The following is a 16722-nucleotide window of genomic DNA, read 5'->3' on the forward strand; positions in this document are numbered from 1 at the left end:
AGGAGAGATGCCCATGTACACGCCGCCCGCCTTTCGTGAGGATGACCGCGAAGCCCTTTGCGCGCTGATGCGGGCTGCGCCGTTCGCCAGTCTGGTCACGGCCACGGCGGACGGGATGGAGTGCACGCCGCTTCCGCTCTGGCTCGCCCCGGAGGAAGGGCCGCTCGGCACGCTCTATGGCCATGTCGCGCGGGCCAATCCCCATTGGCGGGCTGAGGCGGTGGGGGAGACGCTTGCCATCTTCTCCGGCCCCGACGCCTATGTCAGCCCCGGCTGGTATGCGACCAAGCAGGAAACGGGCAAGGTCGTGCCGACGTGGAATTATCTGACCGTTCATGCCCGCGGGCCGGTGGAGTTCTTCGAGGATGCCGACAGGCTTCTGGACGTCGTGACCCGGCTGACCGACGCCCATGAAACCGGCCGCGCCGCGCCCTGGGCCGTATCCGACGCGCCGGAGACATTCATTCGTGCCCAGCTTCGCGGGATCGTTGGTCTCCGACTGCCCATCGCCAGGCTGGAGGGCAAGCGGAAGATGAGCCAGAACCGCAGCGCGACCGACAGGGAGGGCGTGGCCGCAGGTCTGGGCGAGAGTGAGAATCCTGCGGACAGGGCCGCGGGGCGGCTTGTTCCCCTCGCCTGACCCCCTCATCAGCGCATCTGGTCCCCTGGAAGCCCGCCATGCGGGCGAAGCCGAAGGTCAGAAAGGCAGGAGGACCTCCCGCGTCCGTGCCAAAGCCCGCGTCTGTGCCAAGGATCCATCGCCAAGATCAGCCGGTCGCGGGCACGCAGCTTCTCCGGCGTCGTCGCCATGACATCCTTCTCGGCCACGACATCCTTATGGCCAGCAAACCTATCTTTCGCCGCCTGCTCTTGACCTTGTGGGGGGAAGGTCTAGATCTGCCTCCGCCGGGACGGCTCGGCATTTCATGCACATCCGACGGGGACGACCCTGTCATGACCACGGAGAATGGCCATGGCTTGGCTCTATCTGTTTCTCGCAGGTGTCTCTGAAATCGCTTGGGCGGGGCTTCTGAAACACACACACGGCTTCACCCGGCTGGGGCCGACGGTGGTGCTCCTTCTTGCCATGGCGACGAGTGTCGCCTTTCTGGCCCTTGCTGCGCGGACGCTGCCGATCGGCCTGTCCTACGCGGTGTGGTGCGGTATCGGGATCATCGGCACCTCCCTGACCGGCTATCTCGTCTATGGCGAGGCGCTGAGCGCGGCGCAGCTCGCCTGCATCGGCATGATCGGCGCGGGGGTGATCGGGCTGAAGCTCGTCTCCTGACGCGGGCCGCACGCCGTCAGCCTTCGGGAAGGGCGCGCAGGATCGTGACGACGGTGTCGCCATAGCGACGCTGGTCGAGTTGCTCGAACCCTTCCGGCGGGGCCGGGGGGGTGCTTTCCTCCCAGACGACAAGGGCCTCCGGCGCGATCCAGCCCCCCTCCCGGCAGGAGGAAAGCGCCTGCTCCCCAAGCTGCATCCCGTAAGGCGGATCAAGGAACACAAGTCCGTAGGGTTCCCCCCGGTTCGGCCCCATCCGCGTGGCGTCGCGCCGGTAGAGGTCGATGGTCCCCTGCGCCCGCAGCTTTTCCACATTGCTGCGGATCAGGGCGCGACCTTTCACACCGTCCTCGATGAAGGTGACTTTCACCGCCCCGCGCGACAGGGCTTCCAGCCCGAGCGCTCCGGTTCCGGCAAACAGGTCCAGCACCCGCGCGCCCGCCACCGGATCGCCATATCCGCCGTTCTGAAGGAGATTGAAGATCGCCTCCCGGACCCGGTCGGTCGTGGGGCGCAGATGCGCCGCCGCATCACCTTCGCCCACCGCGGCAAGCTGGGTGCCGCGAAATCTGCCGCCGATGATCCGCATCAGCGCAGCAACGTCTTAAGATCGGCGGACGGATCGGCGATCACCGCCGGGTCGGGGCTCCGGCCTGCTTCCAGCAGCCGCTTGCCCACCATGTAGCCCCGCGCGTCATTCATCGCATCGACCGCAATGAACTGCCCCCGCCGCCAGTACCAGTGGGATTGCGCGGCCTCCCCCGCCCCTCGGACAACCACCTGATCATGGCCGGAGGACAGTCCGGCGATCTGGAGCTTCACCTCATACTGGTCCGACCAGAACCAGGGCACCGGCACATAGGGTTTCGCCGCGCCCAGCATGTTTTCCGCCACGCGCTCTGCCTGATCTATGGCGTTCTGAACGCTCTCCAGCCTGATCCGGCCGCCTGCGAACGGAAATGAGGTGCAATCCCCCGCCGCCCAGATCGCCGGGTCGGAGGTGCGCCCGAAATCGTCCACCGCGATGCCGTTATCAAGGGTTAACTCCGCCGACTGCGCCAGTTCCGTCGCCGCGTCCAGCCCGATGCCGGCAACGAGGAAATCCGCCTCCACCCGGCTGCCGTCGGTGAGGACGGCGCCGGTCACGCGCTGGGTTCCCAGTAGCTCCGCAATGCCCACGCCCTCGCGAATATGGACGCCGTGGCGCTGGTGGAGGCTGCGGAAGTAATCCGCCGTCGCTTCGGAGGCGACCCGCCGCAGGATGCGCCCGTTGGCGGAGAGCAGCGTCACGTCCAGCCCCCGGAGCGCGGCCACCGCTGCCGCCTCCAGCCCGATATAGCCGCCCCCCAGGATAAGCGCCTTGCGCCCCGAGATGAATTCCGGCGCCATCCGGTCCACATCCGCGAGCGTCCTCACGAGGTGGATGCCATCGCGATGGCCCGTCACCGCGGCAGGAAGGGTTCGTGCCCGCCCGCCCGTCGTCAGCACGAGGTGATCGTAGGGAATCGCGTCGCCCCCCGCCGTCACGATCCGCCGCGCCGCGTCGATGGCGGTGACACGGGTCTCGAGCCGCAGGCCGATGTTATTGTCCGCGTAGAACTGCATCGGGCGGAGGTAGAGCCGCTCTTCCTCCAGTTCCCCCAGCAGGTATTTTTTGGACAGGGGAGGGCGCTGATAGGGCGGCACGGGTTCTTCGCCGATCAGGGTGATCGTTCCGGCAAAGCCAAGGCTCCGCAGCTTCGCCACCAGCGACGCCCCGGCCTGCCCCGCGCCAACCACCACGATCCTGGTCATGCATCCCTCCGCCATGATTGCAGCGACCATAGTGAGAGGCTGCGCCCTGCGCAACGCGGGCAGGTGATGCGGAGAGGGGGCGTGAGGCAGGGCCATGAGCCACTCCCGACACCACCCGATGCGGTCATGTGCTGAAAGGGGCGCTGCTCAGGTCCGACTATCCCCGGAGTGCTCGGCTGCATGAGATCAGGCGGTCTGTTCGCCGATGGTTCGGAGCGCCGAATCCCGCAGGCGATTATGTCCGGGACGGAGGGGGAGGGATGAGGCGTTACTCGACAGACGATCCCGACGGTTGCTGCCGGCAGGTAAGGGCCGCGCGCCTTTATCGTGCCGGGGTTCCGAAGGGGCGCAGCTACGCGTCCGGATTGCTCCCCCCGCTTACCGAGACGGCCGGCCCGCCTGCCTTGTCGTGGCGGAGAAGCGCAAGGCGTCGGTGATGATCTGGCGCGCCTCATGTCGCGTCCGCTCGCCGTGGAGGCAAGGGCTATTGCGGCTCCACCCCCGGGATGTGGCGGAAGGGTCCGTAGCTTGTCAGCACGTCTATTTCCTCCGATACCGCCTCCCGTTCCGCTGTCAGGAATTGCTCCACAGCGCGGCGGAAGCCCTTGTCCCGGATCCAGTGCAGGGAATGGGTCTGCGTTGGCAGATAGCCGCGGGCGAGCTTGTGTTCCCCCTGTGCGCCCGCCTCCACACGCGACAGCCGGTTGTCGATGGCGAAGTCCATCGCCTGATAATAACAGGCCTCGAAATGCAGAAAGGGATGGTCCTCCAACGCCCCCCAATAGCGGCCATAAAGCGTGTCGCGTCCGATGAAGTTCAGGGCACCCGCGATCCAGCTTCCGCGCCGCCGGGCCATGACCAGCAAGATATCCTCCCGCATCGTTTCCTGGAGGCGGTCGAAGAAGGCACGGGTGAGATAGGGGCTGCCCCATTTCCGCGCACCGGTGTCCTGATAGAAGCGCCAGAAAGCCTCCCAGTGCTCGGGCACGATGGCATCGCCGGTCAGCGCCACGATCTCGCCGCCAAAACCCTGCGCCGCAGCGCGCTCCTTGCGGATCGTCTTGCGCTTGCGCGAGGCAAGCTCCGCGAGGAAGGCATCGAAATCCGCATAGCCCCGGTTCTCCCAGTGAAACTGCTGGGTCACGCGATGAAGCAGCCCCATCGCCGCGCCGGCCTCCGCTTCCTCCGCCGTGCAGAAGGTGATGTGCAGGGAAGAAAGCCGGTTGGCCTCCGCCAGTTGCGTGGCTCCGGCCAGAAGGCCCGCCCGACCCAACTCCTCAAAGCCCGGACGGGCAAGGAACCGCCGTCCCGTGGCGGGGGTAAAGGGCACGGCGATCTGAAGCTTCGGGTAATAGTGCCCACCCGCGCGCTCCCACGCCTCCGCCCAGGCGAAGTCGAAGATGTATTCGCCCCGGCTGTGGGATTTCACGTAGAGCGGTGCAACCGCGACGGCTTCCCCCGCGTGGCGGACGACCGCGTGGCGCGGCATCCAGCCGCTGCCGCCGCCGACGGACCGCGAGTCCTCCAACGCGGCGAGGAAGCGGTAGGTGGTGAACGGATCGAACGGACGGCCACCGCTCATGGCTTCCGGCGCGGCACAGGCATCCCATGTATCCGCGCCGATCTCGTCGATGCGGGAATGAAAGGTGACTTCTGTCGGGGTGTCCATGGTCGCTCCGCGGGGGGCCTTGGGGGAGGGATGGTCCGACTCTGGCGCAATGCTCCGGGCCGTCAAGCGTTACCGGCCATGGCGGCGGGGCGCGGGATACGGCGTGGTCGGGGCCGGTCTGCCGATGCGCCGCAAGGTTGCAGGTGCCGCCCGGCTCATCGGTGCCGCAACTGGTCTGACCACGCGGATTGAGCCTGACCGTCGCGCAGTTGTTCTTAGGGGCCTGCCAGTGGTGCCAGGCAGGAGCGTGGCTTGCCCGTGCCGCGCCCGACCCCGTCGATGAGAATGGTGCCTTGCGACTATGCTGGCGCGTTCCAGGCGGCCAGCCGCATGACGACAGCAGGTTCCGAACCCGAGGCTGTCGCCACGCGGGAAGCACTGCCAGCCGAGCAGTCTGACAGGCGACCTGTCCGCCAGGTCGCCGCGCGAATGGATGAGGATAAGAAGCCACGGACTGTGCCGCCTTGCCGGAGCAAAGATTGCTCTGGATCACCGGCAGGGATCAGGCGACGGATTTCCGCACCGCACCGCACCGCACCGCACCGCACCGCACCGCACCGCACCGCACCGCACCGCACCGCACCGCACCGCACCGCACCGCACCGGACCGGTCGCTGGGCTGAGGGCGGCGCAAGGGCGGACGGGTCGTACGCGGTCAGCGGTCAGGCCTGCTGGCGCCTCGGACGGAGACGCATCAGGCGGGAATGGCGGGCAGATAATCCTCAAAGGTGACGTTGTCCGCAACGCGGCGGGCCTCCTCCTCCTCCTCGGGGTTGCGGACGGTCCATGTCAGGATCGACGCGCCCGCCGCCTTCAGCTCCGCCACCCGAGCGCGTCCCAGATCGGACCGCTGATGGGAGATGAAGGAGGCCCCCGCCGCCTCGTAATCCGGGATGGCCCGCAGCCGGGCGCAGGTTTCGGGTGAGAGCTTGTCCCATTCATCCGGGTCGTAGGAGCAGGTGATGATGCCCCGCGGCAGATCGGGGCGCAGCTCCCCGAAGGCAATGACCGAAGCCGGGTTGAAGGACATGATCGCCACCGGACCATCGTAGCCATCCAGAGCGGCGGCAGTGGCCTTTTCCAGCTCGCCCACATCCTCGCTGGAGGCGCGGGACTGATCCTTGATCTCCACCAGAAGCGGCACGCGACCTGCCACCACCTCCAGAAGCTTGGCGAACGTCGAGATCTCGTCCGTGCCGCCTTTGAGCAGCATGGTTCCCAGTTCCGCTGCCGTCCGCTCCCGCAGCCAGCCGGTATGCTGGGTCAGGCGGGTGAGCCTTTCGTCATGGAACACCATCGCCTGACCGTCGGCGGAGAGCTGCAGATCCAACTCGATCCCGTAACCCGCGACCATCGCCGCCCGCGCAGCGGAGAGCGAGTTTTCCACCCGGCCCTCCGCCATGTCGTGCAGGCCCCGGTGCGCGATGGGGATGCGCAGGAAGTCGGCGGGAAGGGCGACGCGGGGCAGCGGGTCTGCCGTCATCATCGCACCTCGAAGATCGCCTCGATCTCCACCGCGACGCCCAGCGGAAGCGAGGCGGCCGACACGGCGGACCGGGCATGGCGGCCCTGATCGCCGAGCGCTTCGACAAGGAAATCGGAGGCGCCGTTGATGACCTTGGGCTGATCGGTGAAGTCGGGTGTCGAATTGACGAAGCCGGTCAGCTTCACCACGCGCACCAGCCGGTCGAGATCGCCGCCGCAGGCCGCTTTCAGCTGCGCCAGCAGGCTGATCGCGCAGGCTTTCGCCGCCGCTGCCCCCGCCGCGACATCCAGACCGCTGCCGAGCTTGCCGGTGATGAGACCTTCCGGCCCCTGGCTGATCTGGCCGGAGACATAGACCTGATTGCCGGTCAGCACATAGGGCACGTAGTTGGCCGCGGGCACCGGCGCCTCCGGCAGCGTGACACCCAGTTCGGCGAGTTTCGTCTCGATCTTTCCGGCCATGAGGGGCTCCCTTCCTTCGGGGCGCGCAGCCATTGCCGCACGCCGCATTGCGGGCCGGAGGCTATCCGGTTGCGCCGGGGCGCGGAACCCCCTTTGACGCCACGCGGGATGGTGGGCCGGTGCCGGCGGGATATCAGGGAGCAGGGATCAGGCCTGCTGCAAGCTGCTCCAGAAACAGCCGCTCCCCCTCATTCGCGGCCATTTCCGGGGCATCGGCCACGGGCAGCCAGAGCGCGGTATGCCCCGGCTCCGTCGGCTCTCCGCGCCGCAAGACGGGCCGGGCGATGTAGATGGTGCAGAGCTTCTCCGCCCAGCGGTCGTATTCCGGCATGTAGGTGAAGCGCCGGTAGGCCCCGACACGCCGGGGGGTGGCGATGGCCCAGCCGGTTTCCTCCATCACCTCCCGGTGCAGGGCGCGGACAGGCGACTCGCCGGGATCCACGCCCCCGCCCGGAAGTTGCAGCTCCGGCGTCGGTTCCGCCTGAAAGGTCATCAGCAGACTGTCGCCCAAAACCAGCATCGCATACGCTCCGGGCCTCAGCCCGTAACGCCGATCCGCCCTCACCGGTTCACCGATCCGTCGTATCATGGGTCATCCTTGCCCTTGGTCCCCCGCACGGGTTCCCTATATAGGGCGGTATGCCAAGGCGCGACGCGCAAGGAAACCCCATGACTCTTGGATCTCAGATCGCCTGGGACGATACCGTCCTCCCGTTTCAACTTGACCGCTCGGACATCCGCGGCCGGGTCGCCCGGCTTGACGGGGTGCTCGACGATGTTCTGAAGCAGCACGACTATCCCGCCGCCATCGAGGCGCTGGTCGCAGAAGCCGTGATGCTGACCGCGATGATCGGTCAGACCATCAAGCTGCGCTGGAAGCTCTCGCTCCAGATCCGCGGCGACGGTCCGGCGCGGCTCATCGCGACCGACTACTACGCCCCGACCGAAGATGGCATGCCCGCCCGCATCCGCGCCTATGCGAGCTTCGATGAGGAGCGGCTGCAGGAGAGTGGCGATCCCTTCAGTCAGATCGGCAAGGGCTATTTCGCCATCCTGATCGACCAGGGGCCGGGCACCACGCCCTATCAGGGGATAACCCCCATCGCGGGCGGGTCGCTCGCCGCCTGCGCGGAGACGTATTTCGCCCAGTCGGAGCAGTTGCCGACGCGGTTCTCCGTCACCTACGGGCGCAGCCGTCTGCCGGGTGGGCCCGAGCGCTGGCGCGCCGGGGGCGTCATGCTCCAGCACATGCCGAAAAGCTCCCCCTTCGCCAAGGATGGCGGATCGGGGGAGGGCGGCCTCTTGCTCCCTGTCGACATTCTCGACGGGGATGAGGAGGAGAACTGGAGCCGCGCCAACCATCTGCTCGACACGGTCGAGGACATGGAACTGGTGGGGCCGAGCGTGCATCCGACCGACCTTCTGGTGCGGCTCTTCCACGAGGAAGGCCCGCGCGTTTATGATGCCCAGCCGGTGAAGTTCGGCTGTACCTGCTCGGAGGATCGCGTGCGGCAGAGCCTGTCGATCTACTCGGCCAAGGACATCCGCCACATGACCACGCCGGAAGGGATCGTGACGGCCGACTGCCAGTTCTGTGGCGCGCATTACGAGTTCGATCCCCGGACGCTGGGCTTCGAGGCGGAGATCGCTCCCGAGGATGTCGCCGGCAGTGACGGCAAGAATGACCGCTGAGGCCACCGCCTCTTTCCCTCCCGCATCCGACCCGCTGGGCCGGGTGCGGTCCGCCCTCTCCGTCGATCTGCCGGAGGGATCGAGCGATTTCGACCTCAACCCACAGGTCGTCCTGCCCGAAGGCCGGCGTCTGCGGGAGGCGGCGGTGCTGATCGCGCTGCTCCACCGTCCGGCGGGGCTGGAGGTCATCCTGACCAAGCGATCCTCCCATCTCGCGCATCATCCCGGACAGATCGCCTTTCCGGGCGGCAAGATCGACCCAGGCGATGCCGATGCCCCTTCCGCCGCGCTCCGCGAGGCGGAGGAGGAAATCGGGCTTCCGCCGGCAAGCGTGGCGATCCTCGGCCATCTGCCGGTGCATGAGACGGTCACCGGCTACCGCGTTCATCCCATCGTGGGGGAGGTCCGCGCGCCCTTCATCGCCCGCCCGGAACCGGGAGAGGTGGAGGAGGTGTTCACCGTGCCACTCTCCCGCCTCGCCGATCCGCGCCTCTACCGGATCGAGAAGCGGCGCTGGCGGAACGAATTCCGCAGCTACTATGTGATTCCCTACGGCCCCTATTACATCTGGGGGGCGACGGCGCGTATGCTCATGGCGCTCGCCCGGCGGATGGAGGTGGGAGATGGCCGCTGACAGAATCGCCGGTGCGTGGCTTGCCAGGCCGGAGACCCAAGCGGTCTTTGCGGCGCTGGAACGTCAGGGGCATCGCATTCTGGCGGTTGGCGGCTGTGTGCGCAATGCGTTGATGGGCCTGCCGGTAGCGGATGTGGACATGGCCACCGATGCGGCCCCCGAGGCAACCATTGCCGCCGCGCAAGCCGCGGGCCTGCGCGCCGTGCCGACCGGGATCGACCATGGCACCATCACGGTCGTTTCCGGCGGCATCGGCCATGAGGTGACGACCTTCCGCCGCGATGAGGAAACGGACGGACGCCATGCCCGCGTGGCCTTCTCCGCCGATCTGGCCGAGGATGCGGCGCGACGGGATTTCACCATGAACGCGCTCTATGCCACGCGGGAGGGGGAGGTCATCGACCCGTTGGGCGGCCTTCCCGACCTGCGGGCGGGCCGCGTGCGGTTCGTGGGCGACCCGGAGGCCCGGATCCGCGAGGATTATCTACGGATTCTGCGGTTCTTCCGTTTCTTCGCGCGCTACGGCACCGATGGGCCCGACCCGGAGGGTCTTGCCGCCTGTGCCGCGCTGGCCGAGGGACTTTCGACCCTGTCGCGGGAGCGGGTGACCATGGAGCTTCGCCGCCTCCTCGCCGCGCCCGACCCGGCGCCCGCGGTGGCCAGCATGGCGGCGGCGGGTGTTCTGGCGCAGGTGCTGCCGGGCGCCGATCCCCGCGCCCTCGCGCCGCTTGTGCATCTGGAAGGGGCGCTTCCCCCCGACTGGCTCCGCCGTCTCGCGGTGCTGGGCGGCGAAACGGAGGGGTTGCGCCTGACGCGGGAGGAGGGGCGCCGCCTTCGCCTTCTGCGTGAGGCGGGGGGCCTGCCGGGTGCGCTCGGCTATCACTACGGCGCGACTGCGGCGCGGGATATCGGGCTCGTCCGCTCCGCAAGCACGGGCGCCCCGCTGCCGCAAGGGTGGATGGCGGAGGCCGCGCGCGGGGAGGCCGCCGATTTCCCGGTCCGTGCCGTGGATCTGGCGCCCCTGACCGGCCCCGCGCTCGGCCAGCGGCTGGCGGAGCTGCGGGATCGCTGGATCGCCAGCGGCTTCACCCTCGACCGGCGTGATCTGCTGGCGGGCTAACGCTTTCAGACCGCTTGCGAAACCGACCGCTTCCGCCTATGCCCGCCGCCAGCAAGGGAGACGCCCGATGACCCCGGACGCCGTCGCGCGCCTGTTCACACATCCAGATGGCAGCTACCGCTTCGCCCGGTGGCGGAGGCCGATTGTGCCCGTCGTCTTTGGGGTGGACGATGCCACGCTCACTACCTTCAAGGGCGCGGTGGAAGCCATGGTCGTTCTCGCCGGGCATCGCATGGCGGAGACCGATCCGGAGATGGGCGCGAACCTCTTCCTGTTCTTCTGTCAGGAGTGGCAGGAGTTGCTGGCGGTGCCGGATCTGGAGGGCCTGCTGCCCGATCTGGGGCCGCTTGTGGAGCGGTTGACGGCGGAAGGCGCGCATCACTACCGGGCCTTCCGGTTCGAGGCGGATGGCGCGATCCGGGCCGCCGTTTCCGTCCTGCGGATCGAGGGTGCGCTGGCGGATGTTCCGGCAGAGACGTTGGCGCTGAACGAGATGGCGCATCTCATCCTCCTCTGGGCGGAAGGCGCCTTCCCGCAGGGGCCTCTGGCGCTGGCCGGGGACCATGCAGTGCTCCGCCCGGAGGTCGCGGGCGTGATCCGCGCCGCTTATGATCCGGTGATGCCGGTTGCCGCCCGCGATCCTTCGCATGCGCTCCGGCTTGCGGCGCGGGTGGCGGTATGAGCCATATCTTCGCCCTCCGCGTCTATTACGAGGACACCGATTTCGGCGGCATCGTCTATCACGCCAATTACCTGAAATTCATCGAACGCGCGCGGAGCGAATGGGTCCGCTCGCTGTGTATCGACCAGCGGCGCATGAAGGCGGAGACGGGCACGGTCTTTGCCGTCCGCTGGATGGAGAGCGATTTCCTGAAGCCCGCCGTCTTTGACGACGAACTGATCGTGGAGACGCGACTGGATCGACTGGAAGGCGCGAGCCTGCACCTTCACCAGACCGTTCTCAGGGGTGGAGATGCGCTTTTTGACGCCCGCGTGCGGCTCGTCTGCATCGGCCCGGCGGGGCGTCCGGTGCGGCTTCCGGCCAGCCTTCGCGCGGCATTGTGCCATGCGCCGGGCGAGAAGCCGGGCTGACAGGCCAAATCACGCGCCTGTGTTGGCAATTTGCCTGCATTCGCGGTAGAATCGGTGTAATCGAAAGCCGCGCGGAACGACGCGGTCAAAAACCCAGACGAGCAGGACAGTGATGGAAACCCAAACCCTCGCCATGGCGCAGGAGATCGACTTCTCCGTGCTTGCGCTCTTTGCCCGCGCCACGATCGTGGTGCAGCTGGTGATGCTGGCGCTCCTTTTCGCATCCTTCTGGTCCTGGGCGATCATCGTACGCAAGTTCCTGATGTATCGCGCGGCGCGCGCAGAGGCGGCGGAGTTCGACCGGGCCTTCTGGTCGGGGGAGCCGCTTGACGAACTTTACGACCGGATCGGCCCCAATCCGCAGGGCGCGTCGGAGCGCATCTTCGCTGCCGGGATGCTGGAATGGCGCCGTTCCCACCGGCAGGACGGCGCTCTGATCCCCGGCGCCCAGGCGCGGATCGACCGCTCCATGGATGTGGCCATCGCGAAGGAGGCGGAATCGCTCACCTCGGGTCTGTCCTTCCTGGCCACGGTCGGCGCGACCGCGACATTCGTCGGGCTGTTCGGCACGGTCTGGGGGATCAAGCACTCCTTCGAGCAGATCGCGATTGCCCAGAACACCAACCTCGCCGTCGTGGCGCCGGGGATCGCGGAGGCGCTGCTGGCCACCGCCATCGGCCTCGTCGCTGCCGTTCCGGCGGTGATCTTCTACAACAAGCTCAGCGCGGACAGCGACCGGATACTCGGCGGATATGAGGCTTTCGCCGATGAATTCGCCACGATCCTGTCCCGCCAGCTCGACGCGCAGGCGGCCTGAGCGATGGGGGCCGGGGTCATGCCGGGTGGCGGGGGCGGCAAGCGCCGGGGCAGGCGCCGCGGCCGGGGCCGTTCGGGTGCCATGTCCGAAATCAACGTCACGCCCTTTGTGGACGTGATGCTCGTGTTGCTCATCATCTTCATGGTGGCCGCGCCCATGCTGACAGTGGGGGTGCCCGTGCAGCTGCCACAGACCGCTGCCGCCGCGCTCCCGCAGGAGCAGGAGGAGCCGTTGACCGTCACGCTCACCGCCGAGGGGGGGCTTGCGATCCAGAACACCATGACACCGGAGGAGGAGCTGCTGCCGAAGCTGCAGGCCATCGCGGCGGAGCGGCGGGACAACAAGGTCTTTCTGCGGGCCGATGGCTCCATCCCGTATGAGCGGGTCGTGCAGGTGATGGGCGCACTGAACGCGGGTGGCTTTTCCAACATCGGGCTGGTGACCGATTCGGGTGGCCCGGCCTTCGGCGGCCGCCGGGCTGCGAACTAGGTCCGGCATGTTCGAGCGGTTGGATACCGGCACCAAGGTTTCGGCGATCGGCCATATCGGCCTGATCGGCTGGGTGATGCTGGGCGGGTTCTTTTCCACACCGGAAAATCCGATGACGCCGCAGGTCGCGGATGTGTCGATCATTTCCGGCGAGGAATACGACGCCATGGTCGCCGCTGCGCCAGCGCCAGCGCCCGCCGTGGCGAGCGAGGCGCCCGCCACCTCCGCTCCGCCCGCCAACCGGCCGGAAGCGAGGCCAGAACCGCCCGCCGAGGCGCCTCCGCCCGCCCCCGCCCCTTCTCCAGCCGCCGTGCGGCCCGCCGAGCCTCCGCCGGAGACGGCGCCGGAAGGGGTGGTGGTGCTCGGTTCCCCGATCTCGGACCGCGCCCCGGCGCAGGAAACGCCCCCAGCGCCGAAAGTGTCCGAACGTCCCAAGCAGCGCCCGGTGAGCCGCGTGGCCCCCACGCCGACCGAAGCGCCGCCGCCCGAAGCCAAGACCGCGGAGACGCGGCAGGAAGCCGTGCGCGCCGATGCGTCCGCCCCTCCCAAAGAGGCGAGGGAAGCGCAGGAAGCCACCGCGCCCGAGGAGGCGACGACCCGCGTCGTGACAGAGGCGACAGAGGTGGCGGAGGAGGCCGCGGCCCCGAAACCCGCCGCCCCAGCCTCCGCCGCGCCGCCCCGGAACCGGCCTGAGAAGCCGAAGCCCGAGATGAAGCCGGTGGAAACCGCGGCGGTCGAGCCGGAGAAGAAGCCGCAGCCGCCGAAGCCTGTCTCCAAGCCGGATGCGCCGAAGGAAACCAGGAAGGAGCCGCCGAAGCCTGCGGAACCCGCCCGGGAACCGCCGAAGAAGGATGCACCGAAGGAGCCCCGGAAAGCGGAAACGCCGAAGCCCGCTGCCTCGGATGCGATCGCGGATGCCGTCGCCGCCGCCGTTGCGGGCGGCGCCTCCAGCGCCTCCGGGAGCGGGACGGGGGGCAGGGGTACCGCGCCGTCCGGCCCGCCCATGACCTCCGGAGAGAAGGATGCGCTCCGCGTCGCGGTACAGGCCTGCTGGAACGTCGGGTCGCTTTCTTCGGAGGCGCAGAACGTGACTGTCACACTCGGCGTAAAAATGGCGCAGACCGGCATACCGGAGGGCGGCTCCGTGCGCATGATCGGGTATGAGGGCGGTTCGGAGACCGCGGCGCGGCAGGCCTATGAGGCCGCGCGGCGCGCCATCCTTCGCTGCGGAGCCAAGGGCTTCCCGCTGCCGACCGAGAAGTACGAACAGTGGCGGGACATCGAGATGGTGTTCAACCCGGAGAGCATGAGGATCAAATGAAAGTGCTGCGGACAGCCCTTGGCGCGACGGCGATCGCGCTCGCCTGCCTCGCTGCGACCGCGACGGTTGCCCCGGCGCAGAACGGGCCGCTGAGGATCGAGATCACCGATGGGGTCATCGAACCTCTGCCCTTCGCCATCCCGCCGTTCATTGCGGCGAACGGCGGCGCGCAGCAGCTTGCCGCCGACATCTCCCGCGTCGTGGCGGCCGATCTGGTCGGGACGGGCCTGTTCCGGGAAATCCCGCCCTCCGCCTATATCTCGCGCGTGACGTCCTTCGACAGCCCGGTCCAGTATCAGGATTGGAAGGCGATCAACGCGCAGGCGCTCATCACCGGGGCGGTCTCGGTCGAAGGCGGGCGCGTCACGGTGAAATTCCGCCTGTTCGACGTATTCTCCGGTCAGCCGCTCGGCGAGGGTCTGCAGTTCACCGGGAGCCAGCAGGGCTGGCGGCGAATGGCGCACAAGGTCGCGGATCAGGTCTATGCCCGCATCACCGGCGAGGGGCCGTATTTCGACAGCCGGGTGGTCTTCGTCTCCGAAAGCGGGCCGAAGGACGCGCGGGTCAAGCGGCTCGCCGTCGCGGATTACGACGGGGCCAGCTTGGGCTTCCTGTCGGACGGGCGGGCCATCGTGCTCGCGCCCCGATTCTCGCCCTCGGGCGACAGGGTGCTCTACACTTCCTACGAATCCGGCTTTCCACGCATCTATATCATGGATGTCGCCAGCGGCAGCCGCCGCGCGCTCGACGATCAGCCGGGCACGATGACCTTCGCGCCGCGCTTCTCGCCCGATAGCCAAAGGGTGATCTTCTCGCTCTCGCAGGGGGGCAACACGGATATCTACGCGCTCGACATCGCCTCGGGGCGCCGGACCCAGCTCACCTCCACCCCCGCCATCGAAACCGCGCCCAGCTTCTCGCCCGACGGGCGGCAGATCGTGTTCGAGAGCGACCGCTCCGGCTCCCAGCAGCTTTACATCATGGGCGCGAACGGGGGCGAGGCGCGGCGGATTTCCTTTGGTGAGGGGCGCTACGGCACGCCGGTCTGGTCGCCGCGCGGCGATCTCATCGCCTTTACCAAGCAGCATGCCGGCCGTTTCCATATCGGCGTGATGCGTACCGACGGTTCGGAAGAGCGGCTGCTCACAGCCTCCTATCTGGACGAGGGGCCGACATGGTCACCGAACGGGCGCGTCATCATGTTCACCCGGGAAGGCGCGGGGGCCGGGGGCCAGTCGCAGCTGTTTTCCGTGGATATTTCGGGCCGGAACCTGAAGCGGGTGCCGGTGAACGGTTCCGCCTCCGACCCTGCCTGGTCGCCGCTGATGAAATGACGTTCGCGCCGGCCCCTGCGGGCGGGCAGGCGCGAACGTGAACGGACACCAAGCCGCGCGGCGTTTCCACAACGGCTGCGGCATGTTAAACAGCCTCAAGCGAGGACGGGGACAGAAATGAAATTCGCAACGACAGCACTTCTTCTGGTGGCGAGCCTTGGGCTTGCCGCATGTAACAACCCGGACAAATACGCGACCGGCGCGGGCGGCTATGGCGCAGGCGGGGCTGGGGGCGCTGGCGGTGCGGGCGGCTATGGCGCCGACGGCATCGGGACATCCGGTCTCGGAGATGCGTCCAATCCGCGCTCCATCGCCTATTTCAACCAGACGATCGGGGATCGGGTGCTGTTCCTCGTCGATCAGTCCACGGTTTCGCCGCAGGCCCGCACGATCCTCGACGGGCAGGCGCGCTGGCTTGCCACCAACCCCGAATACCGCATCACCATCGAAGGCCATGCCGACGAACAGGGCACACGGGAATACAACCTCGCGCTCGGCGCGCGGCGGGCGAACGCGGTGCAGGAATACCTGATCGCTCAAGGCATCGCGCCCAGCCGGATGCGGACGGTGAGCTATGGCAAGGAACGCCCCGTCGCCACCTGCCCCGATGAAAGCTGCTTCGCGCAGAACCGTCGTGCTGTCACCGTCCTCGCCTCCGGCGCGGGAAGCTGAGGCGACTGTGATGCTCAGTCTGCGTCTTATCGTCCTCTGCACGGGTCTGGCGCTTCCGATCGCCGCGGGAGCGCAGAACCGGCAGGAGACGCTGGCCGATATCCGCAAGGAGGTGAACAGCCTGTCGTCGGAGGTTCAGTCCCTCCGCTCGGAGATGATCGCCTCCGCCGGGCAGGGTGGCCCGCGGATCAGCGGCACGACCCTCCAGCGGCTCGATCTCATCGAGGCGGAGCTTCAGCGTCTGACCAATCGGACGGAGGAGCTTGGCCACCGGATCGGCAAGGTGGCTGACGATGCGGCGAACCGCATCGGCGATCTTGAGTTCCGGCTGACGGAGCTGGAGGGGGGCGACCCCACGGCAGCCGGGGCCGTGGCTCCGCTGGGTGGCGGGGGGGCGGCCCCCTCGCAAACCGCGCCCAAGACATCCAACCCCGCGCCCGCTTCCGCAGCGGCGCAGAAGGCCGTGGGCGAGCAGGCGGATTTCGATCGGGCCCGGGCGGTGCTCGATCAACGTGACTTTCGCACCGCCGCGGGTCTCTTCACCACCTTTGCCGAATCCTACCCGGCGGGCGCACTGACCGGCGAGGCGCATTACTATCGCGGCGAGGCGCTTGCCGGAGATGGGGATACGCTCGGCGCCGCCAAGGCCTATCTGGAGAGCTATTCCGGTTGGCCGCGCGGGGGGCGGGCATCGGAATCGCTGCTGAAGCTGGGCACCAGCCTCGGCGATCTGGGACAGACCGATGATGCCTGCACCACCTTGTCGCAGGTCTCCGTGCTTTATCCGGAGACGCCCTCGGTAGCTGAGGCGACCACGGCGATGCAGAAGCTCGGATGCAACTGACGCCGGAGGAGG

20 protein-coding genes are annotated in these 16722 nt (G+C 68.0%); 14 read left to right on the forward strand and 6 right to left on the reverse strand.

All coding sequences use genetic code 11. The features are described 5' to 3' along the window. Window positions 1-13 precede the first annotated feature (13 nt). Entirely contained in the window at window positions 14-640 is a 627-nt protein-coding gene (locus CN97_RS03645; RefSeq protein ID WP_035707370.1) for an FMN-binding negative transcriptional regulator, read from the forward strand. A 333-nt stretch (window positions 641-973) separates the two neighbouring features. Then, window positions 974-1288 (forward strand): DMT family transporter, encoded by a 315-nt coding sequence (locus tag CN97_RS03650; protein ID WP_035707373.1) that lies wholly within the window; start codon window positions 974-976, stop codon window positions 1286-1288. 16 nt (window positions 1289-1304) lie between these two features. Here CN97_RS03650 and rsmD read toward each other — a convergent pair whose 3' ends face one another. From rsmD to CN97_RS03665, 3 genes are all read right to left on the reverse strand, one after another. Continuing rightward, on the reverse strand, window positions 1305-1874 hold the full coding sequence (rsmD, locus tag CN97_RS03655) for a 16S rRNA (guanine(966)-N(2))-methyltransferase RsmD (RefSeq protein ID WP_035707376.1): 570 nt from the start codon (window positions 1872-1874) through the stop codon (window positions 1305-1307). Further along, window positions 1874-3079 carry an NAD(P)/FAD-dependent oxidoreductase gene (locus CN97_RS03660; RefSeq protein WP_035707379.1) on the reverse strand — a complete coding sequence of 402 codons (1206 nt, stop codon included), beginning with the start codon at window positions 3077-3079 and terminating at the stop codon, window positions 1874-1876. Before CN97_RS03660 ends, rsmD begins: the two co-directional genes overlap by 1 nt. 484 nt (window positions 3080-3563) lie before the next feature. Beyond that, window positions 3564-4748, reverse strand: a complete 1185-nt coding sequence (locus CN97_RS03665) for a GNAT family N-acetyltransferase (RefSeq protein WP_035707381.1) — start codon at window positions 4746-4748, stop codon at window positions 3564-3566. Window positions 4749-5227: 479 nt separating this feature from the next. Here CN97_RS03665 and CN97_RS20520 point away from each other — a divergent pair, with 479 nt between their 5' ends. Next, the gene (locus CN97_RS20520; RefSeq protein ID WP_156969572.1) at window positions 5228-5371 is read left to right on the forward strand and encodes a hypothetical protein; all 144 of its coding nucleotides are present in this window, start codon (window positions 5228-5230) and stop codon (window positions 5369-5371) included. 71 nt (window positions 5372-5442) lie between these two features. Here the strand turns inward: CN97_RS20520 and CN97_RS03670 are convergent, their stop codons facing one another. The 3 genes from CN97_RS03670 to CN97_RS03680 all read right to left on the reverse strand — a co-directional run bounded on the left by CN97_RS03670 (window position 5443) and on the right by CN97_RS03680 (window position 7284). Beyond that, window positions 5443-6231: a glycerophosphodiester phosphodiesterase family protein gene (locus tag CN97_RS03670; RefSeq protein WP_035708279.1), complete on the reverse strand. Its 789-nt coding sequence runs from the start codon at window positions 6229-6231 to the stop codon at window positions 5443-5445. Continuing rightward, complete coding sequence (locus CN97_RS03675; protein WP_035707383.1) at window positions 6231-6695, reverse strand: RidA family protein; 465 nt, start codon at window positions 6693-6695, stop codon at window positions 6231-6233. Before CN97_RS03675 ends, CN97_RS03670 begins: the two co-directional genes overlap by 1 nt. Before the next feature lie 133 nt (window positions 6696-6828). Next, window positions 6829-7284, reverse strand: coding sequence for an NUDIX domain-containing protein (locus tag CN97_RS03680; RefSeq protein ID WP_035707386.1), 456 nt, complete (start codon window positions 7282-7284; stop codon window positions 6829-6831). 80 nt (window positions 7285-7364) lie between these two features. Between CN97_RS03680 and hslO the strand changes: the two genes are divergently transcribed. The 11 genes from hslO to ybgF all read left to right on the forward strand — a co-directional run bounded on the left by hslO (window position 7365) and on the right by ybgF (window position 16710). Further along, the gene (gene hslO / locus CN97_RS03685) at window positions 7365-8387 is read left to right on the forward strand and encodes an Hsp33 family molecular chaperone HslO (RefSeq protein ID WP_035707390.1); all 1023 of its coding nucleotides are present in this window, start codon (window positions 7365-7367) and stop codon (window positions 8385-8387) included. Next, window positions 8377-9021 (forward strand): CoA pyrophosphatase, encoded by a 645-nt coding sequence (locus tag CN97_RS03690; protein ID WP_084683977.1) that lies wholly within the window; start codon window positions 8377-8379, stop codon window positions 9019-9021. Before hslO ends, CN97_RS03690 begins: the two co-directional genes overlap by 11 nt. Continuing rightward, complete coding sequence (locus tag CN97_RS03695; RefSeq protein ID WP_035707393.1) at window positions 9011-10141, forward strand: CCA tRNA nucleotidyltransferase; 1131 nt, start codon at window positions 9011-9013, stop codon at window positions 10139-10141. Before CN97_RS03690 ends, CN97_RS03695 begins: the two co-directional genes overlap by 11 nt. Window positions 10142-10208: 67 nt before the next feature. Continuing rightward, window positions 10209-10823: a hypothetical protein gene (locus CN97_RS03700; protein ID WP_035707396.1), complete on the forward strand. Its 615-nt coding sequence runs from the start codon at window positions 10209-10211 to the stop codon at window positions 10821-10823. Continuing rightward, on the forward strand, window positions 10820-11233 hold the full coding sequence (ybgC, locus tag CN97_RS03705) for a tol-pal system-associated acyl-CoA thioesterase (RefSeq protein WP_035707400.1): 414 nt from the start codon (window positions 10820-10822) through the stop codon (window positions 11231-11233). The genes CN97_RS03700 and ybgC overlap by 4 nt, the downstream gene beginning before the upstream one ends. A gap of 112 nt (window positions 11234-11345) precedes the next feature. Beyond that, window positions 11346-12050 carry a protein TolQ gene (gene tolQ, locus CN97_RS03710; protein ID WP_035707403.1) on the forward strand — a complete coding sequence of 235 codons (705 nt, stop codon included), beginning with the start codon at window positions 11346-11348 and terminating at the stop codon, window positions 12048-12050. A gap of 3 nt (window positions 12051-12053) precedes the next feature. After that, window positions 12054-12539 carry a protein TolR gene (gene tolR, locus CN97_RS03715; RefSeq protein ID WP_035707405.1) on the forward strand — a complete coding sequence of 162 codons (486 nt, stop codon included), beginning with the start codon at window positions 12054-12056 and terminating at the stop codon, window positions 12537-12539. A gap of 7 nt (window positions 12540-12546) precedes the next feature. Then, the gene (locus tag CN97_RS03720) at window positions 12547-13860 is read left to right on the forward strand and encodes a hypothetical protein (RefSeq protein ID WP_051910936.1); all 1314 of its coding nucleotides are present in this window, start codon (window positions 12547-12549) and stop codon (window positions 13858-13860) included. Beyond that, on the forward strand, window positions 13857-15194 hold the full coding sequence (gene tolB, locus CN97_RS03725) for a Tol-Pal system beta propeller repeat protein TolB (protein WP_035707407.1): 1338 nt from the start codon (window positions 13857-13859) through the stop codon (window positions 15192-15194). The genes CN97_RS03720 and tolB overlap by 4 nt, the downstream gene beginning before the upstream one ends. Window positions 15195-15311: 117 nt before the next feature. After that, window positions 15312-15866: a peptidoglycan-associated lipoprotein Pal gene (gene pal / locus CN97_RS03730; RefSeq protein ID WP_035707408.1), complete on the forward strand. Its 555-nt coding sequence runs from the start codon at window positions 15312-15314 to the stop codon at window positions 15864-15866. Between the two features lie 10 nt (window positions 15867-15876). Next, window positions 15877-16710 (forward strand): tol-pal system protein YbgF, encoded by an 834-nt coding sequence (gene ybgF / locus CN97_RS03735; protein ID WP_338085424.1) that lies wholly within the window; start codon window positions 15877-15879, stop codon window positions 16708-16710. The last annotated feature ends 12 nt before the right edge of the window (window positions 16711-16722 follow it).

The sequence above is a fragment of the Haematobacter massiliensis genome, assembly GCF_000740795.1.
In the GTDB taxonomy this organism is placed as follows: Bacteria; Pseudomonadota; Alphaproteobacteria; order Rhodobacterales; family Rhodobacteraceae; genus Haematobacter; species Haematobacter massiliensis.

Bases quoted from the DNA above. Each gene is read 5' to 3' on its own strand.
- CN97_RS03660 (WP_035707379.1), bottom strand. From the start codon at position 3,079: ATGACCAGGATCGTGGTGGTTGGCGCGGGGCAGGCCGGGGCGTCGCTG.
- CN97_RS03720 (WP_051910936.1), top strand. From the start codon at position 12,547: ATGTTCGAGCGGTTGGATACCGGCACCAAGGTTTCGGCGATCGGCCAT.
- CN97_RS03680 (WP_035707386.1), bottom strand. From the start codon at position 7,284: ATGATACGACGGATCGGTGAACCGGTGAGGGCGGATCGGCGTTACGGG.
- CN97_RS03695 (WP_035707393.1), top strand. From the start codon at position 9,011: ATGGCCGCTGACAGAATCGCCGGTGCGTGGCTTGCCAGGCCGGAGACC.
- CN97_RS03645 (WP_035707370.1), top strand. From the start codon at position 14: ATGTACACGCCGCCCGCCTTTCGTGAGGATGACCGCGAAGCCCTTTGC.
- CN97_RS03665 (WP_035707381.1), bottom strand. From the start codon at position 4,748: ATGGACACCCCGACAGAAGTCACCTTTCATTCCCGCATCGACGAGATC.
- ybgC (WP_035707400.1), top strand. From the start codon at position 10,820: ATGAGCCATATCTTCGCCCTCCGCGTCTATTACGAGGACACCGATTTC.
- CN97_RS03670 (WP_035708279.1), bottom strand. From the start codon at position 6,231: ATGACGGCAGACCCGCTGCCCCGCGTCGCCCTTCCCGCCGACTTCCTG.
- pal (WP_035707408.1), top strand. From the start codon at position 15,312: ATGAAATTCGCAACGACAGCACTTCTTCTGGTGGCGAGCCTTGGGCTT.
- tolQ (WP_035707403.1), top strand. From the start codon at position 11,346: ATGGAAACCCAAACCCTCGCCATGGCGCAGGAGATCGACTTCTCCGTG.
- CN97_RS03700 (WP_035707396.1), top strand. From the start codon at position 10,209: ATGACCCCGGACGCCGTCGCGCGCCTGTTCACACATCCAGATGGCAGC.
- CN97_RS03650 (WP_035707373.1), top strand. From the start codon at position 974: ATGGCTTGGCTCTATCTGTTTCTCGCAGGTGTCTCTGAAATCGCTTGG.
- tolB (WP_035707407.1), top strand. From the start codon at position 13,857: ATGAAAGTGCTGCGGACAGCCCTTGGCGCGACGGCGATCGCGCTCGCC.
- ybgF (WP_338085424.1), top strand. From the start codon at position 15,877: ATGCTCAGTCTGCGTCTTATCGTCCTCTGCACGGGTCTGGCGCTTCCG.
- hslO (WP_035707390.1), top strand. From the start codon at position 7,365: ATGACTCTTGGATCTCAGATCGCCTGGGACGATACCGTCCTCCCGTTT.
- CN97_RS03690 (WP_084683977.1), top strand. From the start codon at position 8,377: ATGACCGCTGAGGCCACCGCCTCTTTCCCTCCCGCATCCGACCCGCTG.
- CN97_RS03675 (WP_035707383.1), bottom strand. From the start codon at position 6,695: ATGGCCGGAAAGATCGAGACGAAACTCGCCGAACTGGGTGTCACGCTG.
- tolR (WP_035707405.1), top strand. From the start codon at position 12,054: ATGGGGGCCGGGGTCATGCCGGGTGGCGGGGGCGGCAAGCGCCGGGGC.
- rsmD (WP_035707376.1), bottom strand. From the start codon at position 1,874: ATGCGGATCATCGGCGGCAGATTTCGCGGCACCCAGCTTGCCGCGGTG.